The organism is Streptomyces sp. NPDC085927, assembly GCF_044540975.1.
In the GTDB taxonomy this organism is placed as follows: Bacteria; Actinomycetota; Actinomycetes; order Streptomycetales; family Streptomycetaceae; genus Streptomyces; species Streptomyces hirsutus.
On record NZ_JBITSN010000017.1, the window covers coordinates 124,522 to 150,120 of the forward strand.

The 25,599-nt window shown below is 70.4% G+C and carries 25 protein-coding genes and 5 tRNA genes; 13 read left to right on the top strand and 17 right to left on the bottom strand.

From position 1 onward, the window contains the following. Positions 1–81 precede the first annotated feature (81 nt). Positions 82–315, top strand: a complete 234-nt coding sequence (locus ACIF80_RS32110) for an Lrp/AsnC family transcriptional regulator (protein ID WP_004983019.1) — start codon at positions 82–84, stop codon at positions 313–315. Positions 316–335: 20 nt separating this feature from the next. Next, entirely contained in the window at positions 336–836 is a 501-nt protein-coding gene (locus tag ACIF80_RS32115; RefSeq protein ID WP_399811081.1) for a DUF3515 domain-containing protein, read from the top strand. Positions 837–851: 15 nt separating this feature from the next. On the opposite strand, the gene ACIF80_RS32120 is transcribed toward ACIF80_RS32115, so the two are convergent. The 3 genes from ACIF80_RS32120 to ACIF80_RS32130 form a co-directional block, all read right to left on the bottom strand. After that, positions 852–2,009 carry a D-alanine--D-alanine ligase family protein gene (locus ACIF80_RS32120; protein ID WP_399811084.1) on the bottom strand — a complete coding sequence of 386 codons (1,158 nt, stop codon included), beginning with the start codon at positions 2,007–2,009 and terminating at the stop codon, positions 852–854. 94 nt (positions 2,010–2,103) lie between these two features. After that, the gene (locus ACIF80_RS32125; protein ID WP_399811087.1) at positions 2,104–3,114 is read right to left on the bottom strand and encodes an NAD(P)H-dependent glycerol-3-phosphate dehydrogenase; all 1,011 of its coding nucleotides are present in this window, start codon (positions 3,112–3,114) and stop codon (positions 2,104–2,106) included. Continuing rightward, positions 3,111–4,022 (bottom strand): lysophospholipid acyltransferase family protein, encoded by a 912-nt coding sequence (locus ACIF80_RS32130; RefSeq protein WP_399811090.1) that lies wholly within the window; start codon positions 4,020–4,022, stop codon positions 3,111–3,113. The genes ACIF80_RS32125 and ACIF80_RS32130 overlap by 4 nt, the downstream gene beginning before the upstream one ends. A gap of 158 nt (positions 4,023–4,180) precedes the next feature. On the opposite strand from ACIF80_RS32130, the gene cofC reads away from it, so the two are divergent. Together cofC and ACIF80_RS32140 are read left to right on the top strand one after the other, a co-directional pair. Further along, positions 4,181–4,819, top strand: a complete 639-nt coding sequence (gene cofC / locus ACIF80_RS32135) for a 2-phospho-L-lactate guanylyltransferase (RefSeq protein WP_399811093.1) — start codon at positions 4,181–4,183, stop codon at positions 4,817–4,819. Between the two features lie 9 nt (positions 4,820–4,828). Continuing rightward, positions 4,829–5,032 (top strand): hypothetical protein, encoded by a 204-nt coding sequence (locus ACIF80_RS32140; protein ID WP_055572423.1) that lies wholly within the window; start codon positions 4,829–4,831, stop codon positions 5,030–5,032. A gap of 95 nt (positions 5,033–5,127) precedes the next feature. On the opposite strand, the gene ACIF80_RS32145 is transcribed toward ACIF80_RS32140, so the two are convergent. The 4 genes from ACIF80_RS32145 to leuC form a co-directional block, all read right to left on the bottom strand. Next, on the bottom strand, positions 5,128–5,754 hold the full coding sequence (locus ACIF80_RS32145) for an HU family DNA-binding protein (protein WP_399811096.1): 627 nt from the start codon (positions 5,752–5,754) through the stop codon (positions 5,128–5,130). A 136-nt stretch (positions 5,755–5,890) separates the two neighbouring features. Then, entirely contained in the window at positions 5,891–6,121 is a 231-nt protein-coding gene (locus ACIF80_RS32150) for a hypothetical protein (protein WP_399811098.1), read from the bottom strand. A 265-nt stretch (positions 6,122–6,386) separates the two neighbouring features. Next, positions 6,387–6,989, bottom strand: coding sequence for a 3-isopropylmalate dehydratase small subunit (gene leuD / locus ACIF80_RS32155; protein ID WP_399811101.1), 603 nt, complete (start codon positions 6,987–6,989; stop codon positions 6,387–6,389). A 2-nt stretch (positions 6,990–6,991) separates the two neighbouring features. Further along, positions 6,992–8,422 carry a 3-isopropylmalate dehydratase large subunit gene (gene leuC, locus ACIF80_RS32160; RefSeq protein WP_399811104.1) on the bottom strand — a complete coding sequence of 477 codons (1,431 nt, stop codon included), beginning with the start codon at positions 8,420–8,422 and terminating at the stop codon, positions 6,992–6,994. 202 nt (positions 8,423–8,624) lie between these two features. Between leuC and ndgR the strand changes: the two genes are divergently transcribed. Next, positions 8,625–9,338: an IclR family transcriptional regulator NdgR gene (gene ndgR, locus ACIF80_RS32165; protein ID WP_055572410.1), complete on the top strand. Its 714-nt coding sequence runs from the start codon at positions 8,625–8,627 to the stop codon at positions 9,336–9,338. A 168-nt stretch (positions 9,339–9,506) separates the two neighbouring features. On the opposite strand, the gene ACIF80_RS32170 is transcribed toward ndgR, so the two are convergent. The 10 genes from ACIF80_RS32170 to ACIF80_RS32215 all read right to left on the bottom strand — a co-directional run bounded on the left by ACIF80_RS32170 (position 9,507) and on the right by ACIF80_RS32215 (position 14,128). Further along, positions 9,507–9,698 carry a hypothetical protein gene (locus ACIF80_RS32170; protein ID WP_399811107.1) on the bottom strand — a complete coding sequence of 64 codons (192 nt, stop codon included), beginning with the start codon at positions 9,696–9,698 and terminating at the stop codon, positions 9,507–9,509. Positions 9,699–9,832: 134 nt separating this feature from the next. Further along, positions 9,833–9,905, bottom strand: a tRNA-Glu gene (locus ACIF80_RS32175). A gap of 28 nt (positions 9,906–9,933) precedes the next feature. Then, a tRNA-Gln gene (locus ACIF80_RS32180) sits at positions 9,934–10,005 on the bottom strand. Between the two features lie 21 nt (positions 10,006–10,026). Further along, positions 10,027–10,099 (bottom strand) — tRNA-Glu (locus ACIF80_RS32185). A gap of 85 nt (positions 10,100–10,184) precedes the next feature. Further along, a tRNA-Glu gene (locus tag ACIF80_RS32190) sits at positions 10,185–10,257 on the bottom strand. Positions 10,258–10,297: 40 nt separating this feature from the next. Beyond that, positions 10,298–10,369, bottom strand: a tRNA-Gln gene (locus tag ACIF80_RS32195). A 91-nt stretch (positions 10,370–10,460) separates the two neighbouring features. Then, positions 10,461–11,192 carry an HAD family hydrolase gene (locus ACIF80_RS32200; RefSeq protein WP_399811110.1) on the bottom strand — a complete coding sequence of 244 codons (732 nt, stop codon included), beginning with the start codon at positions 11,190–11,192 and terminating at the stop codon, positions 10,461–10,463. 129 nt (positions 11,193–11,321) lie between these two features. Beyond that, positions 11,322–12,851 carry a glutamate--tRNA ligase gene (gene gltX, locus ACIF80_RS32205; RefSeq protein ID WP_399811113.1) on the bottom strand — a complete coding sequence of 510 codons (1,530 nt, stop codon included), beginning with the start codon at positions 12,849–12,851 and terminating at the stop codon, positions 11,322–11,324. Then, on the bottom strand, positions 12,844–13,629 hold the full coding sequence (locus tag ACIF80_RS32210; protein ID WP_399811115.1) for a fumarylacetoacetate hydrolase family protein: 786 nt from the start codon (positions 13,627–13,629) through the stop codon (positions 12,844–12,846). Before ACIF80_RS32210 ends, gltX begins: the two co-directional genes overlap by 8 nt. 307 nt (positions 13,630–13,936) lie before the next feature. Then, positions 13,937–14,128, bottom strand: a complete 192-nt coding sequence (locus ACIF80_RS32215; protein ID WP_399811193.1) for a hypothetical protein — start codon at positions 14,126–14,128, stop codon at positions 13,937–13,939. A 609-nt stretch (positions 14,129–14,737) separates the two neighbouring features. Between ACIF80_RS32215 and ACIF80_RS32220 the strand changes: the two genes are divergently transcribed. The 8 genes from ACIF80_RS32220 to ACIF80_RS32255 all read left to right on the top strand — a co-directional run bounded on the left by ACIF80_RS32220 (position 14,738) and on the right by ACIF80_RS32255 (position 25,457). Beyond that, a complete protein-coding gene (locus tag ACIF80_RS32220) occupies positions 14,738–18,589 on the top strand; it encodes a nitrate- and nitrite sensing domain-containing protein (protein ID WP_399811118.1) in 3,852 nt (1,283 codons plus the stop codon). 9 nt (positions 18,590–18,598) lie between these two features. Next, entirely contained in the window at positions 18,599–19,012 is a 414-nt protein-coding gene (locus tag ACIF80_RS32225) for a roadblock/LC7 domain-containing protein (RefSeq protein ID WP_005479910.1), read from the top strand. A gap of 111 nt (positions 19,013–19,123) precedes the next feature. Further along, complete coding sequence (locus ACIF80_RS32230; protein ID WP_399811121.1) at positions 19,124–19,519, top strand: DUF742 domain-containing protein; 396 nt, start codon at positions 19,124–19,126, stop codon at positions 19,517–19,519. Then, complete coding sequence (locus ACIF80_RS32235; protein ID WP_055605268.1) at positions 19,500–20,090, top strand: ATP/GTP-binding protein; 591 nt, start codon at positions 19,500–19,502, stop codon at positions 20,088–20,090. Before ACIF80_RS32230 ends, ACIF80_RS32235 begins: the two co-directional genes overlap by 20 nt. A gap of 375 nt (positions 20,091–20,465) precedes the next feature. Further along, on the top strand, positions 20,466–23,804 hold the full coding sequence (locus tag ACIF80_RS32240; protein WP_399811123.1) for a nitrate- and nitrite sensing domain-containing protein: 3,339 nt from the start codon (positions 20,466–20,468) through the stop codon (positions 23,802–23,804). A gap of 10 nt (positions 23,805–23,814) precedes the next feature. Next, positions 23,815–24,228 (top strand): roadblock/LC7 domain-containing protein, encoded by a 414-nt coding sequence (locus ACIF80_RS32245; RefSeq protein WP_042168317.1) that lies wholly within the window; start codon positions 23,815–23,817, stop codon positions 24,226–24,228. A 94-nt stretch (positions 24,229–24,322) separates the two neighbouring features. Continuing rightward, positions 24,323–24,895, top strand: a complete 573-nt coding sequence (locus tag ACIF80_RS32250) for a DUF742 domain-containing protein (RefSeq protein WP_399811125.1) — start codon at positions 24,323–24,325, stop codon at positions 24,893–24,895. After that, positions 24,876–25,457 (top strand): ATP/GTP-binding protein, encoded by a 582-nt coding sequence (locus tag ACIF80_RS32255; RefSeq protein WP_055625732.1) that lies wholly within the window; start codon positions 24,876–24,878, stop codon positions 25,455–25,457. The genes ACIF80_RS32250 and ACIF80_RS32255 overlap by 20 nt, the downstream gene beginning before the upstream one ends. Positions 25,458–25,599 lie beyond the last annotated feature (142 nt).

Consider the following 25,599-nt stretch of genomic DNA (forward strand, 5'->3'; position numbering starts at 1 on the left):
GGTCTCCCCGCGGCGAGCGGCGACGCGATACCGTGGCGTTCCTTTTCCCCACATGATCCTCGTGGCCGCTCTGGAGGTTCCGTGGTACAGGCGTACATCCTGATCCAGACGGAGGTCGGCAAGGCGTCGACCGTCGCCGATCTGATCGGCAAGATCCCTGGAGTCGTCCAGGCCGAAGACGTGACCGGACCCTATGACGTCATCGTGCGCGCCCAAGCCGACACCGTCGACGACCTGGGTCGCATGGTGGTCGCGAAGGTCCAGCAAGTGGACGGCATCACCCGTACCCTGACCTGCCCGGTCGTCCATCTGTAGCCCCCGTCTACCCTGTGGCGGTGAGTTCCTTCCGTCACCGACACGCCGTCCTGCCCGCCCTCGCCCTGCTGATCACCACCGCGGGTTGCTCCTCGGCAGACGACAGCGCGTCGGCGGCGGTTCCCAGCCCGGACGCGAAGGTCACCACGTTGTGCCGGAACCTGGACGAGGTCCTGCCGGCGAAGGTGGACGGCGAGAATCGCGACGATCCCGAACCCGCGTCCGCACTGACCGCGGGCTGGGGCGGCGAGGCGATCATACTGCGGTGCGGTGTCGGGCAACCGCCGAAGATGGCGGATCCCAAGGTGGCCAACGGCAACGACCCGAAGGCGATGGCGGGCGGTGTCGACGGCGTCGACTGGCTGATGGAGCAGCAGGACGACGGGACGCACCGCTTCACGACCGCGAGCCGTGAGGCCTATGTCGAGGTGCGGGTGACCGACGGACGGGACAGCACGGGCGTACTGGTCGATCTCGCCCCCGCCGTCAAGGAGGCGATCCCCGAGGGGATCGCCTCCTAGGGCCTGTCCGGCGCCTCAGCGCAGGCCGGTCCGCCGTCGCAGCGCCGCCTGCACCAGCCGGTCCACCAGCTCGGGGTACTCGATGCCGGTGGCCTGCCACATCTTCGGGTACATGGAGATGGGCGTGAAGCCGGGCATCGTGTTGATCTCGTTGATGACGAACTCCCCGTCCTCGGTGAGGAAGAAGTCCGCGCGCACCAGCCCTTCGCAGCCGGCCGCCTCGAACGCCTCCACCGCCAGCCGGCGCACCTCGGCCGTCTCCTCGCCGGTCAGCGGTGCGGGCACCACGCCGGGCGTGGAGTCGATGTACTTGGCCTCGAAGTCGTAGTACGCGTGGGCGTCGGGCGGCGGGATCTCGGCGGGCACCGAGGCGCGCGGGCCGTCCTCGAACTCCAGCACCCCGCATTCGATCTCGCGGCCGCGCAGGGTGGCCTCGACGAGGATCTTCGGGTCGTGCCGCTGGGCCTCGGTGATCGCCTCGTCCAGACCGGAGAGGTCGTCGACCTTGGTGATCCCGATCGAGGAGCCCGCCCGCGCGGGCTTCACGAACAGCGGCCAGCCGTGCTCACCGGCGAAGTCGATGATCTTCTTGCGGGCGGCGGGCTCGTCGTTCTCCCACTCGCGGGGCCGGATCACCACATACGGGCCGACCTTGAGCCCGAAGGAGGTGAACACCTTCTTCATGTACTCCTTGTCCTGCCCGACGGCGGAGGCGAGCACCCCGGAGCCCACGTAGGGGACACCGGAGAGCTCCAGGAGTCCTTGCAGGGTGCCGTCCTCGCCGTAGGGGCCGTGCAGCACGGGGAAGACGACGTCGACCTCGCCGAGCGCCTTCGGCACCGAACCGGGCTCGCTGTAGACGACTTCGCGGTTCGCGGGCTCGAGGGGGAGCACCACTGTGCCCTCGGCCGCGTCGGTGAGCTGGTCCACGCTGGGCTGCCGCCGGTCGACGATCGCCATGCGGTCCGGTTCGTCGGCGGTGAGTGCCCAGCGGCCGTCCCGGGTGATACCGATCGGCAGGACGTCGTACTTCGTCCGGTCGATGGCCTTGAGGACGGCGCCGGCGGTGACGACGGAGATCCCGTGCTCGGAGCTGCGCCCGCCGAACACAACGGCCACACGCGGCTTGCGAGGCGGCTGCTCGGGGCTCTGGGGGAGGTTCTGGGTGCTCATATCGCGATGAGAGTACCCGGTGGCCGCCCCCCTGATACAGCGCCCGCGGTGCGGCAAACGGAGGGCTCCCGCGGGGGCGGGCACCCGCCGTCGCTCAGTGTCGTTCCGGCTTCGCGCTGCGCGACATCAGCTCCTTGAGGGCGACCACCGGGGGCTTGCCCTCGTGCACGATGCCGACGACCGTCTCGGTGATCGGCATGTCGACGCCGTGCCGGCGGGCCAGATCCAGCACCGACTCGCAGGACTTGACGCCCTCGGCGGTCTGTTTGGTGACCGCGACGGTCTCCTCCAGCGTCATGCCCTTGCCGAGGTTGGTGCCGAAGGTGTGGTTGCGCGACAGCGGTGAGGAGCAGGTGGCCACCAGGTCGCCCAGGCCCGCGAGTCCGGCGAAGGTCAGCGGGTCCGCGCCGAGCGCGGCACCGAGCCGGGTGGTCTCGGCGAGCCCGCGGGTGATGAGCGAGCCCTTGGCGTTGTCGCCGAGCCCCATGCCGTCCGCGATGCCGACGGCCAGCCCGATCACGTTCTTCACGGCGCCGCCCAGCTCGCAGCCGGCGACGTCGGTGTTGGTGTACGGGCGGAAGTACGGCGTGTGGCAGGAGGCCTGGAGCCGCTGGGCGACGGCCTCGTCGGCGCAGGCGACCACGGCGGCGGCCGGCATCCTGGCGGCGATCTCCCGGGCGAGGTTGGGGCCGGTGACCACGGCGATCCGGTCGGCGCCGACCCCGGCGACGTCCTCGATCACCTCGCTCATGCGCATGGCGGAGCCGAGTTCGACACCCTTCATCAGCGACACCAGGACGGTGTCCGGGGCGAGCAGCGGCTTCCACTCGGCGAGGTTGCCGCGCAGCGTCTGGGAGGGGATCGCGAGGACGGTGAAGTCGGCGTCGCGCGCGGCCTCGGCGGCGTCCGCGGTGGCCCGCAGGTTCGCCGGGAGTTCGACTCCGGGCAGGTAGTCGGGGTTGGTGCGGGTGGAGTTGACCGCTTCGACGAGTCCGGGGCGCCGCGCCCACAGCACCACGTCGCATCCGGCGTCGGCGAGCACCATGCCGAAGGCCGTACCCCACGATCCGGTGCCGAAGACGGCCGCCTTGACCGGCTTGCTCACGTGTTCAGCCCCTCTTCCCGCGCGGTGGCCCGTTTCCCGGCCCTCCGCTGTTCGTTCAGCCGTTCCTGGTGCCGGTCGTCCTGGTGCCGCGGACCGCCCTGCGCCCCGTCCGCCGGCGAACCGTGCGCGGAGGACCGGCGCCCGGACGGACCGCCGTGTCCCCTGCGCCAGGTCTGGGCCCTGGTCTCGTGGCGCTGCTCCACGCGTTCGCGCTGCGGATCGTAGGGCACCTCGGGGGCCTTTTCCCCGCGGATCTCCTCCAGGTGGCGGGTCACCGCGGCCATGATGGCCTCGGTCGCCTCCTTGAGCAGCTCCGGGGTCATCTCCCGGCCGTAGAAACGGTCCAGGTCGACCGGCGGTCCGGCCAGCACACGGTGTGTCTTGCGCGGGAAGAGGCGGAGCCGGCCGGCGTACGGCGGCAGCACCTCGTTGGCGCCCCACTGCGCGACCGGGACCACGGGGCACCTGGTCCGCAGGGCGACCCGCGCGGCACCGGTCTTGCCGGTCATGGGCCAGCCGTCCGGGTCGCGGGTGAGGGTGCCCTCGGGATAGAAGGCGACGCATTCGCCGCGCTCCACGGCGTCGATCGCGGCCCGGAAGGCGCTGAGCGCGTCCGTGCTTTCGCGATAGACGGGGATCTGCCCGGTGCCGCGCATCATGGCGCCGACGAATCCCTTGTTGAAAAGACCGCTCTTCGCCAGGAATCGCGGAACGCGACCGGTGTTGTACTGAAAATGCCCGTAGGCGAAGGGGTCGATGTGCGAATTGTGATTCACCGCGGTGATAAATCCGCCTTCGGCCGGAATGTTCTCCATTCCGCGCCAGTCCCGCTTGAGCAGAACCACCAGCGGAGGTTTGCAGATCACCGCGGCGAAGCGGTACGCGAAGCCGATTCTGCGGCGCGGCACAGGGACACCTTCCTCTAAGTCCTGGACCCGGGGGTCAGGCGGGCCGCACAAGTGTCGCCCCGGGCCGCCGGTCTGTCGAGAACACCGTACGCCCCGCTCTCCCGGCCACCGGGTGCCGCGGGGGACAATGACGACGACAAGAGAGGGACGTAACACGCGTGCAGTGGACCTTGGTGGTACCCCTGAAACCGCTGGCCGAGGCCAAGAGCAGGCTCTCCGACACCGCGGACGACGCCTTGCGTCCGGGGCTCGCGCTCGCCTTCGCACAGGACACGGTCGCGGCCGCCCTGGCGTGCCGCACGGTGCGGGACGTGGTGGTCGTCACGGACGACGCCCTGGCCGGCCGCGAGCTGGCCGCGCTGGGCGCGGGAATCGTCGCCGACGAACCGGGCAGCGGCCTGAACGCCGCACTCGCCCACGCGGCCGCCGCCGTGCGGACCTTGTGGCACGCGGGTCCCGTGGCGGCCCTCAACGCCGATCTCCCGGCGCTGCGCACGGCCGAACTGACGCGTGTACTGGAGAGCGCGGCCGCGTTCCCGCGCGCGTTCCTGCCCGATGCGGCGGGCGTCGGCACCACGCTGCTCACGGCGGCGGCGACGGAGGAACTGCGGCCGTCCTTCGGTCCCGGTTCCCGGGCCCGGCACCGCGCGTGGGGAGCCGTCGAACTGCGTCTCGACGCGGTGGATTCCGTACGGCAGGACGTGGACACGGGGGACGATCTCCGGGCGGCGCTGGCGCTGGGAGTGGGGCCCCGCACCGCGGCCGCCGCCGCGCGGCTGCTGATCGCGGAGCAGTAGGCTGCGGCCATGCAGGCGACCGCGTACACCTACGACCCCGAGAGCCGCAGCGGCCAGGTGCTGCTGGACGACGGCACTCCGGTCCCCTTCGACGCGCCGGCGTTCGACGCGGGAGGCCTGAGGCTGCTGCGCCCCGGACAGCGCGTGCGCATCGAGACCCGGGGTGAGGGCGAGGCCCGGCGGATCACCCTGGTGACGCTCCAGACGTTCTGACCGGCACGTTCCGGCCCGCACGTGCCGACCGGCACACCGCGGGCCGGACTCCGTGACGGAGTCCGGCCCGGCGCGTGAGTACCGCTTCGCTGCCGCTACTTCTTGCGGGCGCTGGTCTTCTTGGCGGTGGTCTTGCGTGCGGTCGACTTCTTGGCGGGCGCCTTCGTGGCCGTCGCCTTCTTCGCCGGGGCCTTCTTGGCGGTCGCCTTCTTCCCGGCGGTGGTCTTGGTGGCGGCCGGGGCCGTCTTGCCGGTGGCCTTCTTGGCGGTCGTCTTCTTCGCGGTCGTCTTCTTGGCCGCGGTCGCCTTCCCCGCGGCCCGCTTCGCCGTCGCCTTCTTGGCGGTGGCCTTCTTGGCGGCGGCCTTCTTCACCGTCGCGGAAGCCCCGCCGGACAGACTGCCCTTGGGTGCCTTCTTGACGGCGACCTCGCCACCGCGCGGCAGCTTCTTCGAGCCGCTGACCAGGTCCTTGAAGCCCTGGCCCGCACGGAAGCGCGGCACCGACGTCTTCTTGACCCGAACCCGCTCGCCGGTCTGGGGGTTGCGGGCGTAGCGGGCGGGGCGGTCGACCTTCTCGAACGAACCGAAGCCGGTGACCGAGACCCGGTCACCCGCGACCACAGCGCGGACGATGGCATCCAGGACCGCGTCGACGGCATCGGCGGCCTGCTGGCGACCGCCCATCTTGTCGGCAATCGCTTCTACGAGCTGCGCCTTGTTCACGTCTTCCCCTTCGGAGACATCGCCCGAACGAATCCGTTCAAGCGTTTTCGCACGTTAGGCAGATATATACCGCAAATCAAACACGAAACGGGCTTATCACCCTTGTGCCGCAACGAACTCGGCCGCCTCGATCGGTTCAGCGTTCCTCTTCGGGAAATCGGCCCTCGTCGAGGTCCGCGATGAACCGCTCCAGCCGCTTTGCCGCACCGGCGAGATCGTGCTTGGCCGCGGCCGTAATGACCAGCAGCTTCCGGGTCAGCGCCATCCGTACGCCCTCCGGTACTTGCAGTGCGCGCACGCTTGCATGCGCTTCTTTGAGCCGGACCGCGACTTCCGTGTAGAGCTCGAGTTGGCCGTCGCGTTCCATGCACAGATTGTGCCATCTGGGGCGAGTTGTCGCCTGCGCAGGGGGCAACTGCAGCCTCGGACGGCGGTCCGAGCACATTCCGAGGTCACGCGCACGTGACACGTGTACCCCGGCAACCACCTTCATAACGTGGGAAGTTGCAAGGCCTCAAGGGGACGCGCGGGTCCGAACGGGTGCAGACACGGCCGTACCCCCGATCGGACCGATCGGGGGTACGGGAGGGGGTGGGGGTGGCCGAAAGTCGACCTGCCGACTGGACTTCGGCTCAGGCGTTCTGCGCCGAGAGCGTCCGCGGTTTGTGCGACGGGCGCCTCGCCTCGTACGTGGCGATGTCCGCCTCGTTCTGCAGGGTGATGGAGATGTCGTCGAGCCCGTTCAGCAGCCGCCAGCGGGAGTTCTCGTCGAGTTCGAAGGCGGCGGTGATGCCCTCGGCGCGCACCTCGCGGGTCTCGAGGTCGACGGTGATCTCGGCCTGCGGGTCCCGCTCGGTGAGCTCCCACAGCGCGTCCACGATCTTCTGCTCGATGACGACGGTGAGCAGGCCGTTCTTCAGCGAGTTGCCGCGGAAGATGTCGGCGAAGCGGGAGGAGATCACGGTCTTGAAGCCGTAGTTCTGCAGCGCCCAGACGGCGTGCTCACGGGAGGAGCCGGTGCCGAAGTCGGGGCCGGCGACCAGGACCGTGGCGCCCTCGCGCTCGGGACGGTTGAGCACGAACTCCGGATCCTTGCGCCAGGCCTCGAACAGCCCGTCCTCGAACCCGTCCCGCGTCACCTTCTTGAGCCAGTGGGCGGGGATGATCTGGTCGGTGTCGACGTTGCTGCGGCGCAGCGGGACGGCCCGGCCGGTGTGTGTGGTGAATGCTTCCATGGTTATCGGACTCCAGCGGGCGTACGGGTGTCGGCGGCGAGGTCGGCCGGGGAGGCCAGGTGGCCGAGGACCGCGGTGGCGGCGGCGACCTGCGGGGACACCAGGTGGGTACGGCCGCCCTTGCCCTGCCGGCCCTCGAAGTTGCGGTTGGAGGTGGACGCGGAGCGTTCACCGGGGGCGAGCTGGTCGGGGTTCATGCCCAGGCACATGGAACAGCCCGCGTGCCGCCATTCGGCGCCGGCCTCCTTGAAGACCACGTCCAGGCCCTCGGAGACGGCCTGCAGGCCCACCCGCGCGGAGCCCGGGACGACCAGCATCCGTACGCCGTCGGCGACTTTGCGGCCCTTGACGATGTCCGCGGCGGCGCGCAGGTCCTCGATCCGCCCGTTGGTGCAGGAGCCTACGAAGACGGTGTCCACGCCGATGGAGCGCAGCGGCTGGCCGGCCTCCAACCCCATGTACTCCAGGGCCTTTTCGGCGGCGAGGCGCTCCGAGGCGTCTTCGTACGAAGCGGGGTCGGGGACCTCTGCCGACAGGGGCGCGCCCTGGCCCGGGTTGGTGCCCCAGGTGACGAACGGGGACAGCCGGGAGGCGTCGATGACGACCTCGGCGTCGAACTCGGCGTCGTCGTCGGTGCGCAGCGTCCTCCAGTAGGCGACGGCCGCGTCCCAGTCCTCGCCCTGCGGGGCGTGCGGACGCCCCTTGAGGTACGCGAAGGTGGTCTCGTCGGGGGCGATCATGCCCGCGCGGGCGCCGGCCTCGATCGACATGTTGCAGATGGTCATGCGGGCCTCCATCGAGAGCTTCTCGATGGCCTCGCCGCGGTACTCCAGGATGTAGCCCTGGCCACCGCCGGTGCCGATGCGCGCGATGACCGCCAGGATCAGGTCCTTGGCCGTGACCCCGTCGGGCAGTTCGCCGTCGACGGTGATCGCCATGGTCTTCGGGCGGGCCAGCGGCAGCGTCTGCGTGGCGAGCACGTGCTCGACCTGGGAGGTGCCGATGCCGAAGGCCAGGCCGCCGAACGCACCGTGCGTCGAGGTGTGCGAGTCCCCGCAGACCACGGTCATGCCGGGCTGGGTCAGACCCAGCTGGGGTCCGACGACGTGCACGACGCCCTGCTCGACGTCGCCCAGCGAGTGCAGCCGGACGCCGAACTCGGCGCAGTTCGCCCGCAGCGTCTCCAGCTGGATGCGGGAGACCGGGTCGGCGATGGGCTTGTCGATGTCGAGGGTCGGGGTGTTGTGGTCCTCGGTCGCGATGGTGAGGTCGAGGCGCCGTACGGTGCGGCCGCCCTTGCGGAGGCCGTCGAAGGCCTGGGGGCTGGTCACCTCGTGCAGCAGGTGCAGATCGATGAAGAGGAGGTCGGGCTCGCCCTCGGCGCGCCGGACGACATGGTCGTCCCAGACCTTCTCCGCGAGTGTCCTACCCATCGCTTTCCCTCCGGCCGGCAAAGGTGCGCCGGCCCAACTAGAGATCCTTGAGGAGACGGCGCCCCCACCCCTGATTCCGGGTCGTCGCCGCCGGGCCCGGTGATTCACGGGCCATTGTGTTGATGACTGTGTACGTCAAGAGTGGCGCGTTCTACGGAAAATTGAACTTGCGTTTCACAGAGTGAGACGCGAGTATCGTTGCATGGACAACAGTAGCGGCGTCGGCGTTCTGGACAAGGCAGCCCTCGTCCTGAGCGCTCTGGAGTCCGGTCCGGCCACCCTCGCGGGGTTGGTCGGTGCCACCGGACTGGCACGACCCACGGCCCACCGCCTGGCCGTGGCCCTGGAGCACCACCGGCTGGTGGCGCGCGACATGCAGGGCAGGTTCATCCTCGGCCCGCGCATGGCCGAGCTGGCCGCGGCGGCCGGCGAGGACCGGCTGCTCGCCACGGCGGGCCCGGTGCTCACGCACCTGCGCGATGTCACCGGCGAGAGCGCCCAGCTCTACCGCCGTCAGGGCGACATGCGTATATGCGTGGCCGCGGCGGAGCGGCTGTCCGGCCTGCGGGACACCGTTCCGGTCGGCTCCACGCTCACGATGAAGGCCGGTTCCTCCGCGCAGATCCTGATGGCCTGGGAGGAGCCGGAGCGGCTGCACCGCGGCCTGCAGGGCGCCCGCTTCACGGCGACGGCCCTGTCGGGTGTCCGGCGCCGCGGCTGGGCGCAGTCGATCGGCGAGCGCGAGCCCGGCGTCGCCTCGGTCTCCGCGCCGGTGCGCGGCCCGTCGAACCGGGTGGTGGCCGCCGTCTCGGTGTCGGGGCCCATCGAGCGTCTGACCCGCCACCCGGGCCGGATGCACGCCCAGGCCGTCATCGACTCCGCGACCCGTCTCTCCGAGGCGCTGCGCCGCTCCTGACCCTCACCGTCCGACCGTCCGTCCCGTCCGGGGGGCCGGGCCCGCCCCAACGCCGCGGCAGGCCCTCCCCCGCCCTCACACGCTGCCGGACGCCGTCTGCGACATCGCCTTCCCCGCCGCCCCTCGCGCAGGGTCCCGAGCCGGACGAGGACGACCCGGGTGTGGTCGTCACGCGTACGGAGGGGCCGGCTGCTGGTGCCGCTGGGCCGGGAGACGGCCCACCGGCTCGCCCCTCCCTCTCCCCCTGTACCGCTCGCCGGTGGCGGCGCCGCACCGGCCGGGCTGCTCCTGGGACGCCGAACCGATGACGCCGTACGGGGAGTTGAAGCACCAGGTGGCGCGCAGGCAGCTCGACTTCATGGAGACGCGCGCCTCCGGGAGGGAGCAGGCGGGGCAGGCGGGGCAGGCGGAGCCGGCGGTGGCCTCCGCGGTGCTCTTCGAACCTCCCGGAACGACGAGAGCCCCCCACCGAAGTGGAGGGCTCTCGCCATCTGTACCCCCGACCGGATTCGAACCGGCGCTACCGCCTTGAGAGGGCGGCGTGCTAGGCCGCTACACAACGGGGGCCTGGACACTGCGTTACCGCAGGCCCGAGCTGGTCTACCTGGACTCGAACCAAGACTAACTGAACCAGAATCAGTCGTGCTGCCAATTACACCATAGACCAATGATGGTTTAGACCAGTCAGTACCCCCGACCGGATTCGAACCGGCGCTACCGCCTTGAGAGGGCGGCGTGCTAGGCCGCTACACAACGGGGGCCCTAGCGATCCTCACCCGGCCGGAGCCGGGTGATGTCACCGTGAGGGCGTGGGAGCTACCCGGTCGCCCTCGCGGGATGGATCTGTACCCCCGACCGGATTCGAACCGGCGCTACTGCCTTGAGAGGGCAGCGTGCTAGGCCGCTACACAACGGGGGCTCGCGGATGAGATCCGCGCTTTGCAGATGAGCTCTGCGAGCTGGCCTACCTGGACTCGAACCAAGACTAACTGAACCAGAATCAGTCGTGCTGCCAATTACACCATAGGCCACTGGAACGCAAGCCCCTAAGGGTTCTTGTTCTAGCTGTGCGCTTGAGGGCTTTGACCTTCCGGCCCGGACCCCCGCGGCGCAGGAAGAACATTACCCGATGCCGGACCGGGCTCCAAAACGGGTATCCGCGCCGAGGAGTGCGGGGAGTTCGCCGAGGGAGACGATCCTGCGCGGCCCGACGGGCGGCTCGGCGGTCGCGTACGCCCCGCCGCGGTCGATCCACACCGACAGCAGCCCGGCCTCCGCGGCGCCCCGGCCGTCGATCTCCGGATGGTCACCCACGTACGCGACCTGGTCGGGCGGCAGCGCCAGGGCCTCGCAGGCCGCCAGGAAAGCGCCGGCCTCGGGCTTGGACACCCCCAGCTCGGCGGCGCACAGGATGACCTCGAAACGGTCGTGGACGCCGAGGGCGCGCAGCTTGGGGTCCTGGACGTGGAGGCTGGAGTTGGACAGCACCGCGTGCCGGTGGCTGGTGGCGAGCGCGTCGAGGACCGGCAGGACGTCCGGGAACAGGGACCAGGCGGCCTCGTAGTGCACCAGATAGCGCCCGAACCAGTCGTCGGCCTCGGTGTCGGTCAGCTCACGCTCCAGGAAGACCCGGATGCGGTCGCGGCGCTGGGTCTCGAAGTCGACCTCACCGGCGGCGAACCGGGCCCACTGCACGTCGGTCACCTCCCGCCAGTGCGCCAGCGCCTCCTCCACGGAGGCGTACCGGGCGAGCAGTTCCTCGGCGAGGAGATACGCCCGCATCCCTTCGCGGTCGGCGGAGGTGTAGTCGAAGAGGGTGTCGTCCACGTCCCAGACAACTGCTCGGATCGCCATGGGACCGACGGTACCGACAACGGCCGAGGGGCGGCACCCCGTCCTTCCGGGTGCCGCCCCTCGCCGTGGCGCCGCACGGGCGCGGTACGGCCGCTCCGTGCGGCCGCTCCGTGCGGCCGCTCCGTGGGACTACGCGGCGAGCTTCGCCAGGGCCGCGTCGATGCGGGCCAGTGTCGTCTCCTTGCCCAGGACCTCGAGGGACTCGAAGAGGGGCAGGCCGACCGTGCGGCCGGTGACGGCGACGCGGACCGGGGCCTGTGCCTTGCCGAGCTTGAGGCCGTGGGCCTCGCCGGCGGCCAGGACGGCCTCCTTCAGGGACTCGGGAGACGTCCAGTCGGCCGTGTCCAGCTTCTCGCGGGCGGTGCGCAGCAGGGCGTCGGAGCCCTCCTTCATCGCCTTGGCCCAGGAGGCCTCGTCGAAGACCGGCTCCGGCAGGAACAGGAAGTCGACGTTGTCCGTGATCTCCGACAGCACCTTCAGACGGGTCTGGGCGTGCGGGGCGATGGCCTGCCACTTGGCCTCGTCGAAGGCCTCCGGGGCCCAGGGGGCGTGGGGGGCCTGCAGCCAGGGCGCGCAGCGCTCGGTGAAGTCCTTCACGTCGAGCAGGCGGATGTGGTCGGCGTTGATCGCCTCGCACTTCTTGAGGTCGAAGCGGGCCGGGTTGGGGTTGACGTCGCTGACGTCGAAGGCCGCGACCATCTCCTCGATCGTGAAGATGTCCTGGTCGGCGGAGAGCGACCAGCCGAGCAGGGAGAGGTAGTTGAGCAGGCCCTCGGGGAGGAAGCCGCGCTCGCGGTAGAGGTTGAGCGAGGCCTGGGGGTCGCGCTTGGAGAGCTTCTTGTTGCCCTCGCCCATCACGTACGGCAGGTGGCCGAAGGCCGGGGTCCGCTTCGCGATGCCGAGCTCGGTCAGCGCCTTGTACAGCGCGACCTGGCGCGGGGTGGAGGAGAGCAGGTCCTCGCCGCGCAGGACGTGGGTGATCTCCATCAGGGCGTCGTCGACCGGGTTGACCAGGGTGTACAGCGGGGCGCCGTTGGCGCGCACGATGCCGTAGTCCGGGACGTTCTCCGGGGTGAAGGTCAGCTCGCCGCGGACCAGGTCGGTGAAGGTGATCGTCTCGTCGGGCATCCGGAAGCGGACGATCGGCTCGCGGCCCTGGGCCTTGTACTCCTCGACCTGGGCGTCGGTCAGCTCGCGGCAGTGGCCGTCGTACCCGGAGGGCTTGCCGGCGGCGCGGGCGGCCTCGCGGCGGGTGTCCAGCTCCTCCTGGGAGCAGTAGCAGCGGTAGGCGTGGCCGGCGTCCAGGAGCTTGCCGGCGACGTCGGCGTAGATGTCCATGCGCTGGGACTGGCGGTACGGCGCGTGCGGGCCGCCGACCTCGGGGCCCTCGTCCCAGTCGAAGCCGAGCCAGCGCATGGCGTCGAGGAGCTGCTGGTACGACTCCTCGGAGTCGCGGGCCGCATCGGTGTCCTCGATGCGGAAGACCAGGGTGCCGCCGTGGTGCTTGGCGAACGCCCAGTTGAACAGGGCCGTGCGGACCAGGCCCACGTGGGGGTTGCCGGTGGGCGACGGGCAGAAACGGACGCGTGGGGGCACCCCCTGTCCGAGCGTGGTCGAGGCCTTGGGGGAGGGGGCGGGGGAACCTGCTGCGCTAGCCACGCTTGACAACCTTGTTGGTGAGAGTGCCGATGCCTTCGATGGTGACGGCGACCTCGTCGCCGACGTTGAGGGGGCCGACGCCGGCCGGGGTGCCCGTGAGGATCACGTCGCCGGGCAGCAGCGTCATCGCCTCGGAGATGTTGACGATCAGGTCCTCGATGGAGTGGACCATTTCGCTGGTGCGGGCGAGCTGGCGCTGTTCGCCGTTGACCGTGAGCTGGAGGGTGAGGTCCGAGGCGGCGGCCAGGTCCAGGTCCGTCTCCACCCAGGGGCCGAGGGGGCAGGAGGTGTCGAAGCCCTTGGCGCGCGCCCACTGCCTCTCGCGCCGCTGGACGTCGCGGGCGGTGACGTCGTTGGCGCAGGTGTAGCCGAAGATCACGTCCTTGACGCGCTCGCGCGGGACCTCGCGGCAGAGCCGGCCGATCACCACGGCCAGTTCGGCCTCGTGGTGCACCTCCTGGGAGAAGGAGGGGTACTGGATCTCGTCACCGGGGCCGATCACCGAGGTGGCGGGCTTGAAGAAGGCGAACGGGGCGTCGGGCACCTCGTTGCCCATCTCCTTGGCGTGCTCCGCGTAGTTGCGGCCGAAGGCGACCACCTTGTTGGGGAGCACCGGGGGCAGCATCCTGACCTTGCTCACCGGGACCTTGGTGCCGGAGAGTTCGAAGTCCGTGAACGGGATGCCCTTGATGATGTCCAGGACGAGCTCGTCCTGCTGGTCACCCTCGACCGCGCCGAAGGCGACGTTCCCGTCGATGGAGAATCTGGCGATGCGCACGGGATGCTTGGCCCCTTGACTGAGCTGGCTGGAGTCTGACGCTCCAGGCTAACGCGGCAGGGGGTGCGTGCCTCGCGCATCGACCCGCGTACCGCCCCCTGGCGCTCGACGCACTCGACGTGCTCGCCGTGCATCGGCCGGGCGCGGCGAGCGGGTGCAGCAAAGAGCGGCGCCCCCTGGGGAGGGGACGCCGCGGGGCCAGTCCGGCCGCTCCGGGCCGCTGTGGACGTCTCCGGAGCCCTTGAGCATTTCGGGGCCGGTGCCCGTACCAGTCGGTGCCGGTACCGAAAGGGTGCCGGCGACAGGCCTACTGATGCGCGGCGACGGCCGCGACCGGGATCTCCATGAGGATGGTGCGCCTGGGATTGGCAGTCTGGGCCGGGAGTTCGACGGTGTGCTCCTGGTGGACCGGCGTCTGCAGTTCGGCGGCGCCGTCGAGGTGCGCCAGCGTCGTGCGTCGCGGGTTGGCGATCTTGTGGAACATCGTCGTCGTCTTCACTGTTTACTCGACCCTGTCCTGTTCACGGGCGCCCGGCGGGGTCCGGGGACCACTCGTCGGGCGCGGGTTGTCTGTTTTGCCATCGCTGTAAAGCGTCAGGCTAAACATGCGATTCCCCGCCGACCGCCGCCGGAGGCCGGGATGCGCGTGTGAGTTTGCTCACGAATCGACGGCCAAAGCACATCAATCCGGACTGGTGATCCACTCCCTCGAAACGGACATTGGCCTCCTGAACCCATCATTCCGCTCCTGATCATCGCGACTGGGACACCGGATCGACCCGATGGAATCACCCTCGTTCGCCCCCTTTGTTCGAGATCCATTTCTACGCCGGGTGACCCGCCCCTCACGCGGTGTCATGTAAGTCACGGCATAGCCCATGGCCCTTGTTGGGAGATCCCGCACTGTGCTGGAATTCCAGCGACCGCCGCAGATTCCGATCCGGCGCACAGGGGGCGCACGAAAGCGCCGTCGTGGCGGTGGTCAAGGGGGAACCCGCGCCGGTCACTCACGACCACCACGGGGGCGTATTCAGGGCGCCCCTATGACGCCGACACCGTGTCCCGCCGTTTGCGCGGAGGGGCGCCTGGTCCAGAGGTTGCGACGCTAGTGCAGGGACGTTTCAAGAGGGATGGCAGCGCTTCGGCGGAGCCGGAGCACGGCGGGAATGGCCCCATGGCCGTCGGCTCCTCGCCCCAGCACGCCCAGAACCAGAACCAGGGTCCGTCGGCCAACGGTGAGGGCGGAGACCGGCCCGGCCGCCCCGGGTCCACGTCCGCGGGACCGGAGGGCGCTCCCGCCGGCGCGCCGAAGCCCCCGAAGAGCCCTCCCGGCCCGGGGTCGCGCATGGCCCTGCGCAACTGGCGGATCTCCACCCGACTGGTGTCGCTGCTCGCGCTCCCGGTGGTCGCGGCCACCTCGCTGGGCGGTCTGCGTATCAACCAGTCGATGGACGACATCCAGCAGCTCGACAACATGAAGCTGCTGACGGACATGACCCAGGAGGCCACCGAGCTCGCCGCCGCGCTCCAGGAGGAGCGCGACCAGTCGGCCGGCCCGCTGGCGCACGGCGGCAAGGCCACCGACTTCGGGGTCAAGGGCCACCGCGAGAAGACCGACCGCGCCCGGAAGAACTTCCTCGACAGCTCCGAGGAGATCAACAACGCCAGCCGGGACGGCAATCTCACCGGTGTCCGCGACAACCTGGTCCAGCTCGCCGGCGACCTGGGCGACCTCGAGAAGATCCGCAACAGGGCCTATGTGGCGGAGGGCAACTCCACCCAGACCGTCGAGGCGTACCACCGTCTGATCGAGAACCTGATCGACCTCTCCCAGGACATGGCCGAGGCGACCAGCAACTCCGAGATGATCCAGCGCACCCGCGCCCTGGGGGCCTTCTCCGCCGCCAAGGAGTACGCGTCGATCCAGCGCGCGGTCCTCGCGGCGGCACTGCCCGCCAACAACACCAGCTTCGGCGAGCTCGCCGAGAACGACCGGCTCTACGCCGAGTCGGCGCTGGAGAGCCAGAAGTCCGAGGTGCGCAGCTTCAAGAGCATCTACGGCGACGACCCGGCCACCGAGCTGCTGGCGCCCGTCGAGGACGGCAACGACACGATCCAGGCCACCGACAAGTTCGCGGGCCGTGCCCTGGTGTCGGCCGACGGCCTGGAGTCGATGGGCAAGCGGTCCTACCGCGACTGGCTGGACGACAGCTCCACCAAGATCCAGCAGATGAAGAACATCGAGCTCCAGCTGCTCGAGGAGATGGAACAGAAGGCCCGCGAGCTGCGCAGCGCCACCGAGCGCGACGCGATCGTCTCCGGTGTGGTCATCCTGATCGTGCTCGGTGTCTCGCTGGTCGGCGCCTTCGTCGTGGCCCGCTCCATGATCCGCTCGCTGCGCCGCCTCGAGGACACCGCGACCAAGGTCGCCCAGGAACGTCTGCCCGAGCTGGTCAAGCAGCTGTCCGAGTCCGACCCGCAGGACGTCGACACGTCCGTGGAGTCGGTGGGTGTGCACTCCCGGGACGAGATCGGCCGTGTGGCCGCGGCCTTCGACGACGTGCACCGCGAGGCGGTCCGCCTCGCCGCCGAGCAGGCCCTGCTGCGGGGCAACGTCAACGCGATGTTCACCAACCTCTCGCGCCGCTCCCAGGGCCTGATCCAGCGCCAGCTGTCGCTGATCTCCGAACTGGAGTCCCGCGAGGCCGACCCGGACCAGCTGTCCTCGCTGTTCAAGCTGGACCACCTCGCCACCCGTATGCGCCGGAACGGTGAGAACCTGCTGGTTCTCGCGGGTGAGGAGCCCGGACGACGGTGGACCCGCCCGGTCCCGCTGGTCGACGTGCTCCGTGCCGCCGCGTCCGAGGTGGAGCAGTACGAGCGCATCGAACTGTCCGCCGTGCCGACCACCGAAGTGGCCGGCCGGGTCGTCAACGACCTCGTCCACCTGCTCGCCGAGCTGCTGGAGAACGCGACCTCGTTCTCCTCCCCGCAGACCAAGGTCAAGGTCACCGGTCACGCGCTGCCCGACGGCCGGGTGCTGATCGAGATCCACGACACCGGTATCGGTCTGTCCCCGGAGGACCTGGCGGCGATCAACGAGCGGCTCGCCTCGCCGCCCACCGTGGACGTCTCCGTCTCCCGCCGCATGGGTCTGTTCGTGGTCGGCCGGCTGTCGCAGCGGCACGGCATCCGGATCCAGCTCCGCCCGTCCGACTCCGGCGGTACGACCGCGCTGGTCATGCTGCCCGTCGATGTCGCCCAGGGCGGCAAGAAGCCCCAGGGCAAGCCCGGTCAGCCGGGTCTCGGCGGCGGTCCCGCCGCCGCGCAGGCCGCGGCCGGTGCCGCGGCGGCCCGCCGGTCCGCCGGTGGCGGTCAGTCCGGTGGCGGTGCTCTCGGCGCCGGTGCGCCCGGCGGTGGCCGGCTCGCCGCCGGCCAGGGTCCGCGGGCCGCACTGCCCGGCCGGGACGGCCAGGGCCGGCCGGGTGCCCCGGGCGGGGCGCGCGGTCCGCAGGGCCAGCCGGGCAGGTCGTCCGCTCCGTCGCTGTTCGAGCAGGGCGGCGCCCCCTCCGCTCCGCCGCAGGGCCGTCAGGCCCCGGCCGGCGCGGGTGCCGGCTACGGCGGTCAGGCCCCGGGTGCCCCGCAGGGGATGCAGTCCGCGGGTCAGGGCGGTGCGCAGGGCCAGGACCTGTTCGGCGGTGGCCGGGGTGACGTGCCCCAGCAGCGGGACAAGGGCAACGCCGAGCGCGGCCGTCGTCCGCAGCTGCCCCCGCGCGGCAACGGTCCGCGCGCGGAGCTGCCCGGCGGCGACCAGCAGCAGCGGGTGCCCAGCTGGAGCGACGAGAACGCCCAGCCGCCGGTACCCCGGGCTCCGCTGGACGCCCCGCGCGGCCACGACGAGCCGGACGCCGCCCGGACGAACGCCATGCCGCGGTTCGACGACCAGTACGGTGCCGGCGCCACGTCCGAGATGCCCCGGTTCGACGACCGGCAGGGCCACGGCGCTCCCGGTGCCGGCGCCCCGCAGCACACCGGCCAGTACGGCGGCCCGGGCGCGAACGGCCCCCAGGACACCGGCCAGTTCGTCCGCGGCGACCTCTACGGCGCCCCGGCGGACCGTTACAACGGCCAGGGCAACAACGGTCAGGGCACCGGGCAGAACCCGTCCCACACCGGCCAGTTCCCGGCCCCGCAGGGCTACGACACCGGGTCCTACGGCAACGGCTCGTACGGCAACGGTCCCACCGGTCAGTACCCGGGCCAGGGCGACGGCGCTCCCGCGCGGTACCCCGCCCCGGAGCGGCCCCACCACGCGGACCCGGCCTCCACCGGCCAGTTCGAGCGTCCGCAGACGAACGGGGCGCAGGAACCCGGCCTCGGCAACCGGCGTCCTCCGGCCCCGCAGCAGCGGCCGGACCGTACCCAGCCGGGCCAGGCGCCCGCCCCGCAGCGGCCCGACAACGGCCGCGGGCAGAGCGACGCCTGGGCACTGCCGCCGGCGTCCGGTCCCGGCGACGGGCGCACCCCGCTGTACGACACCCTGGAAACCAACTGGTTCCATGGTGCGCAGGAGGAGCAGGGCAATCCCCCGGCTCCGGCACAGCAGCCGCAGCAACAGTCACCGCAGCAGCCGCAGGGGCCGACCGGCCCGCAGCGGGCCGCTGCCACCTGGCGCAGTTCGCCCAACGACGAGCTGGTCCGGCAGGCCGAACGCGTCCGGCAGCCGGCCGCGGGCGGCGTCACCACATCCGGCCTGCCACGCCGGGTGCCCAAGGCGAATCTCGTCCCGGGCACGGCTCAGCAGCAGTCCCACCAGAGTGGTCCGCAGGTCTCCCGTGCACCCGATGACGTGCGCGGCCGGCTGACCAATCTCCGTCGAGGTATCGCACAGGGTCGTCAGGCCGGTTCGTCGTCCCAGACCGGCAGCTTCCCCCGACCCACTCACCAGCAGGAGCGTTAGTTGAGCCCGATGAGCCAGGCGGCACAGAACCTCAACTGGTTGATCACCAACTTCGTGGACAACACCCCCGGGGTGTCCCACACCGTCGTCGTGTCCGCCGACGGACTCCTCCTGGCGATGTCGGAGGGCTTTCCGCGCGACCGCGCGGACCAGCTCGCAGCCGTGGCGTCGGGACTGACCTCCCTGACCGCCGGCGCCTCCCGCATCTTCGAAGGCGGCGACGTCGCACAGACGGTCGTCGAGATGGAGCGGGGTTTCCTCTTCCTCATGTCCGTCTCGGACGGCTCGTCCCTGGCCGTCCTGGCCCACCCCGAGTGCGACATCGGTCTCGTCGGCTATGAGATGGCGCTCCTGGTCGACCGCGCGGGGGCGGTCCTCACTCCGGACCTGCGCGCCGAGCTACAGGGAAGTCTGCTCCACTGACCGGCCCCGGCACCACCCGTCTCACCAAATCACCGTCCGGCCGCCACAATCCCCCCACCGGCCCCGTCAGACGGCTTGACCGACCGACTTGCTGTCCCGCCCGGAGGACCCATGACCCCGCCCACCGCTTCTCATGATCCGTACGCGGAACCGTACGAGGACGAGGGCGATCAGCCACTGGTACGTCCCTATGCGATGACCGGTGGCCGGACCAGGCCGCGCTATCAGCTGGCCATCGAGGCGCTGATCAGCACGACGGCCGATCCGGCAGCGCTCATGGGGCTCCTCCCGGAGCACCAGCGCATCTGCTACCTGACCCGTGAGGTGAAGTCGGTCGCCGAGGTCTCGGCGCTCCTGAACATGCCGCTGGGCGTGGCCCGGATCCTGGTGGCGGACCTCGCGGAAGCGGGTCTCGTGGCCATCCATCAGCCGGGTGGCGACGAGTCCACCGGCGCACCGGACGTGACACTGCTCGAAAGGGTGCTCAGTGGACTTCGCAAGCTCTAGCGGCGGGACGGTTTCCGAGAACCGCTCCACCACCTCCGCGAAGATCGTGGTGGCGGGAGGCTTCGGCGTGGGCAAGACCACGTTCGTCGGTGCTGTCTCGGAGATCAACCCGCTGCGTACCGAGGCCGTCATGACATCCGCTTCAGCGGGCATCGACGACCTCACCCACACCGGGGACAAGACCACCACGACGGTGGCCATGGACTTCGGCCGTATCACCCTGGACCAGGACCTGATCCTGTACCTCTTCGGTACACCCGGCCAGGACCGCTTCTGGTTCATGTGGGACGACCTGGTACGCGGCGCCATCGGCGCGGTCGTGCTGGTGGACACCCGCCGGCTGGCGGACTGCTTCCCGGCCGTCGACTACTTCGAGAACAGCGGACTGCCGTTCGTCGTCGCCCTCAACGGCTTCGACGGACAGCAGCCGTACCAGCCCGAAGAGGTGCGTGAGGCACTGCAGATCGGGCCCGACGCCCCGATCATCACCACCGACGCCCGCCACCGCTCCGACGCCAAGAGCGCGCTGATCACTCTGGTCGAACACGCCCTCATGGCACGCCTCCGGTAGCCGAAGGCAACCACGGCATACAGCAGTTGTCGTAGACGAACCGGAGCCGGTTGTGTCCTTGGACACGGCCGGCCCCGGTGTTCATAACGTTTCGGCAGAGGAATCAGCCAGGGCCGACACGCGACGCGTTCGAGCGGTGCCACTGTGCGCACGACCGCCCCGTCTTTTGACGGGGCTCATTCTTTTTGACCGTTTTATCTGCGGCTTACATCACGCCGGAACCTTCCCTTCCGCTGTTTGGAAGTGGACTGGTGGACATGCTGGAATGCCTGGACTGCCCATTGGTCAAAGACGCACTCAGCAGTCGTTGGCACGCCGGGCTCTGAGACACTGCGGCACAATGTTGGTGCCGACCGCTGAGAGGTTGTTGGTCGAGTGAGGCGAAGCACGAACAGTCCCGAGCCGTCGGCCCGGGGCAACTTCACCCCGCCGCCGCGCGCAGCGGCTCCCACCCCCGTGCACGACGTGGAACCGACGGCCGCGTCCGCCCCGAGCGGCGGCCGTTTCTCCCCCCGCAACTGGCGGGTGGCCACCAGGCTGAACGCGATCCTGCTCATACCCGTGCTGGTCGGTCTGGTCATGGGCGGCTTCCAGGTGAAGGGTTCGATCGACACCTGGCAGGAGGCCGAGGACGCGGAGAACACCGCGCGTCTGGTGCGGGCCTCCCTCGTCTACGCCGACGCCCTCTACCTCGAGCGGGACCTCACCGCGGCCCCGCTGCTGCAGGGCAAGGGCCAGGACGACCCGACCGTCGTCAAGGCACGTGCCGCGACGGACAAGGCCGCCGACGACTTCGACGTGGCGGCCCAGTCCATGCCCGCCAAGGGTGGCCTGGAGCGCCGGCTGGAACTGCTGCGTGCGGCGGAGCCCAAGCTCACACCGCTGCGCCAGGCCGCGTACACCTCCAAGCTCAAGGGTGTGGAGACCGAAGAGGGCTACGTCCAGATAGCCAACCCGCTGATGCAGTTCGCCAACGAACTCGGCCTGGGCACCGGCAACGTCACCAGCTACGGCCGTACGGTCTACGCGATCTCGTTGAGCAAAGCGGCCCTGTCGCTCCAGCGGTCCATCGGTACGCACCTGCTGGTGAAGCCCGGCCCCACCGACAGCCAGCTCGCCAGCCAGCGGGTCGCGCTCTCGTCCTACGCCTACCTCGAGAACATCGCCGTCCAGGAGTACCTCGGCGGCGGCACCGAGGCCGACACCGCCAGGCTGAAGCAGCTCGAGCAGGAGATAAAGGCCGACGGCGCGGAACTGGCCAAGGAGAAGGCCGCCTCGGACCCGGACTACGTGCCGCCGCCCGAGAACCCGGTCACGTTGATCTCGGAGGTCGCGCGGCTCGGCACCACGGATCCGGCCGCCCGCACCGAGATGGCCGGCCGCGGCATCACCGTCGAGAACTACTGGGCGGTCAACACCCTCAAGTTCGACGGCTACCGCGAGATCGAGTCGGACCTCGCCGACTCCGCAGTGGACGAGGCCTCCGCCATCGCCGGTGACGCTCAGCGCGACGCCTTCATCACCGGTGGCGCCGTCGTGATCGCCCTGCTCGCCGCGTTCGTCCTGGCCGGCATGGTGGCCCGCCAGATGAGCCGCTCCATGCGCCAGCTGCGCAACGCCGCCTTCGGCATCGCCGAGCAGCGCCTGCCGATGCTGGTCGACCAGCTCTCCCGTACCGACCCCGGCCGGGTCGACACCCGGGTCGCCCCGATCCCGATCAACTCCACGGACGAGATCGGCGAGGTCGCCCGCGCCTTCGACCAGGTCCACCGCGAGGCCGTGCGGCTCGCCTCCGAGCAGGCTCTGCTGCGGGGCAACATCAACGCGATCTTCACCAACCTCTCGCGCCGCAACCAGTCGCTGATCGAGGGCCAGCTGACCCTGCTCACCGGCCTGGAGAACAACGAGGCCGACCCGGACCAGCTGGAGCACCTCTTCAAGCTGGACCACCTGGCCACCCGTATGCGCCGCAACGGCGAGAACCTCCTCGTCCTCGCCGGCGAGGAGCCGGGCCGCCGCTGGGACCAGCCGGTCCCGCTGGTCGACGTGATCCGCGCCGCCTCCTCCGAGGTGGAGCAGTACGAGCGCATCGAGCTGTCCGGCGTCCCCGAGGCCGAGATCCACGGCCGCGCGGTGACCGACCTCGTGCACCTGCTGGCCGAGCTCCTTGAGAACGCGACCACGTTCTCCTCCCCGCAGACCAAGGTCCGTGTCACCGCGACCCGTCTTCCCGACGGCCGCGTGATGATCGAGATCCACGACAAGGGCATCGGCCTGACCGCCGAGGACTTCGCGGACATCAACCACAAGCTGGCCAACCCGCCGACCGTGGACGCCGCGATCTCGCAGCGCATGGGCCTGTTCGTGGTCGGCCGGCTGTCCGACCGGCACGGCATCCGGGTCCAGCTGCGCCCCTCGGGCGAGCAGGCCGGTACGACCTCGCTGGTCATGCTGCCGGACGCGATCACCCATGGTGGCGGTGGCGAGACGCAGCCCGACCGCGACGAGTTCACGGTCTCCCAGATCATCCCGGAGCAGAACACCTACCCGGGCGAGGACTTCAGCCAGCAGCAGCAGCAGCCGCTGCGCACGGCGGCGGAACTCGGCTTCGACGACAGCCGCTACGAGGTCCCGGACGACGTCCGCGACCTGGACCCGGTCGGCCGTTCGCTGATGCGCGGGGAGCGACGGGCGGCCCTGGACCCGCAGAGCCAGCCGCCCGCGCTGTCCGACCCGCAGGCGTCCGGTGACCGCAACGGCTCCGAGCAGGCCGCCTACCCCGACGGGTTCGCCGCCGCCCCGCAGGGTTACGGCGACGGCCAGGGTGCCGGTGACGCCCGGAACTTCGAGGGCGCACCGACCGGCTACCCGCAGCAGGAGCAGGCCGGTTTCGACCAGCAGGCGTACGGCAACGGGCAGCAGCCGCAGTACGAAGGACAGCAGCAACCGTCGTACGACGACTCGTACTACGCACCCGGCACCCACCTGCCGCAGAACGACTCCTTCTCGTCGAACGGCGGTTACCCGGGCGGCTCCTACGCGGAGCCGGCCCAGGACGATCGGACGACGGGCGGCCCGGCCGGCCCCGGGGCGTTCCCGGGCTTCGGCGAGCAGCGTCCGCAGGACGACTGGCCGCAGCAGGACGGCTACCAGAACGGTTACCCGGCGCAGTACCCCGCGGCGTCCCCGGAGGCGGAGCCCGCACCGGCCGCTGACGCAACGGCGCAGGACAGCGTAGGCTTCAGCCGTCCGGGTCCGGCCCACTCCGCCCCCCACGAGCTGACCGACGCCGGGCTTCCGCGCCGTGGAGCCTCCACGGGCGGCGCCGGTGAGAAGCGGCGCGCGGACCAGGAGTCCACGGCTCCCGCGGCCGCCTCGGTTCCGGCCCAGCAGGGCGACGGCGACAGCTCCTGGCGTTCGGCGAACGACGAGCGCTGGCAGCAGGCGTCCTCGCTGCGGAGGCCCAAGGCGGGCGGGGTGACCTCATCCGGGCTGCCGCGACGTGTTCCCAAGGCCAACCTGGTCGAGGGCGCCGCCGAAACCACCCCTCAGGGAGGCCCCCAGGTCTCCCGCGCCCCGGAAGACATCCGAGGCAGGCTGAGCAACCTGCGGCGCGGCGTCCAACAGGGCCGCAACGCAGGCAGTGAAACGAACGGCCAGGCCACTGGGAATCACCGCAGTGGGCCTGACAGCACCTACAACCAGGAGCGTTAGTGTGAGCCCGATGAGCCAGGCGGCACAGAACCTGAACTGGTTGATCACCAACTTCGTGGACAACACCCCGGGGGTGTCCCACACGGTGGTGGTCTCCGCCGACGGACTCCTTCTGGCGATGTCCGAAGGATTTCCCCGCGACCGCGCGGACCAGCTCGCGGCCGTGGCCTCCGGGCTGACGTCGCTGACCGCAGGCGCCTCCCGGATCTTCGAGGGCGGCAGCGTGAACCAGACCGTTGTGGAGATGGAGCGGGGATTCCTGTTCCTCATGTCCATTTCCGACGGTTCCTCACTCGCCGTTCTCGCACATCCCGATGCGGACATCGGTCTCATTGGGTACGAAATGGCCCTCCTGGTCGACCGCGCCGGTACGGTCCTGACCCCGGACCTTCGCGCGGAGCTTCAGGGGAGCCTGCTCAACTGACAAACGGACGGTGCGGTTTCGCGTCCCGGGGCCGTAAGGTTTCGGGACGCGGCTTCCACATGATGGGTGCCAGGCACAGCCGGAGGAGGAGAAAGTGGCTACACCACCAGGCGGATCGTCTACGGGCAACTGGTCGTACGACCCCGCACAGGGTCAGAACGACGGTTCCCAGAACCGGTACGGCTACCCCTCTCCGCCGAACCACGGCCGGCCGTACGCGCCTCAGGGCCCCGGCCCCTCGCCGTACGAGCAGCCGCATGCGCCGCACATCCAGCCCGTGCAGCCGCAGCGCCGCGCCCCGGAGCCGTCGCCCGCCGGGGCGTCGAACAATCCCCTGGTGCGCCCGTACGCGATGACGGGCGGCCGTACCAGGCCGCGGTACCAGCTCGCCATCGAGGCACTGGTGCACACCACCGCGCAGCCGCACCAGATGCAGGGCCAGTTGCCCGAGCATCAGCGGATCTGCCACCTCTGCCGGGAGATCAAGTCGGTGGCCGAGATCTCGGCCCTGCTGACCATCCCTCTCGGCGTGGCCAGGATTCTCGTCGCCGACTTGGCGGAGGCAGGACTGGTCGCCATCCATCAGCCCGGCGGCGACGAGAGCGCCGGCGGCCAGCCAGACGTGACACTGCTCGAAAGGGTGCTCAGTGGACTTCGCAAGCTCTAGCGGCGGTCCTTCCCGCTCCACCACCTCCGCGAAGATCGTGGTGGCGGGCGGCTTCGGCGTGGGCAAGACCACGTTCGTCGGTGCTGTCTCGGAGATCAACCCGCTGCGTACCGAGGCCGTCATGACGTCCGCTTCAGCGGGCATCGACGACCTCACCCACACCGGGGACAAGACCACCACGACGGTGGCCATGGACTTCGGCCGTATCACCCTGGACCAGGACCTGATCCTGTACCTCTTCGGTACACCCGGCCAGGACCGCTTCTGGTTCATGTGGGACGACCTGGTACGCGGCGCCATCGGCGCGATCGTCCTGGTGGACACCCGCCGGCTGGCGGACTGCTTCCCGGCCGTCGACTACTTCGAGAACAGCGGACTGCCGTTCGTCGTCGCCCTCAACGGCTTCGACGGACAGCAGCCGTACCAGCCCGAAGAGGTGCGTGAGGCACTGCAGATCGGGCCCGACGCCCCGATCATCACCACCGACGCCCGCCACCGCTCCGACGCCAAGAGCGCGCTGATCACCCTGGTCGAACACGCCCTCATGGCACGCCTCCGGTAGCCGAGGCGGCCGGACCGTACGGTCGAACGAACAGGGGAACGCCCCCTCCGGTCCGGAGGGGGCGTTCCCCTGTTCGTGGTACTGCCCCGTCTGTTCGTGGTGCTGCCCCGTCGGCGGGCGGACGCGTGAAGGGGCCCGCCCT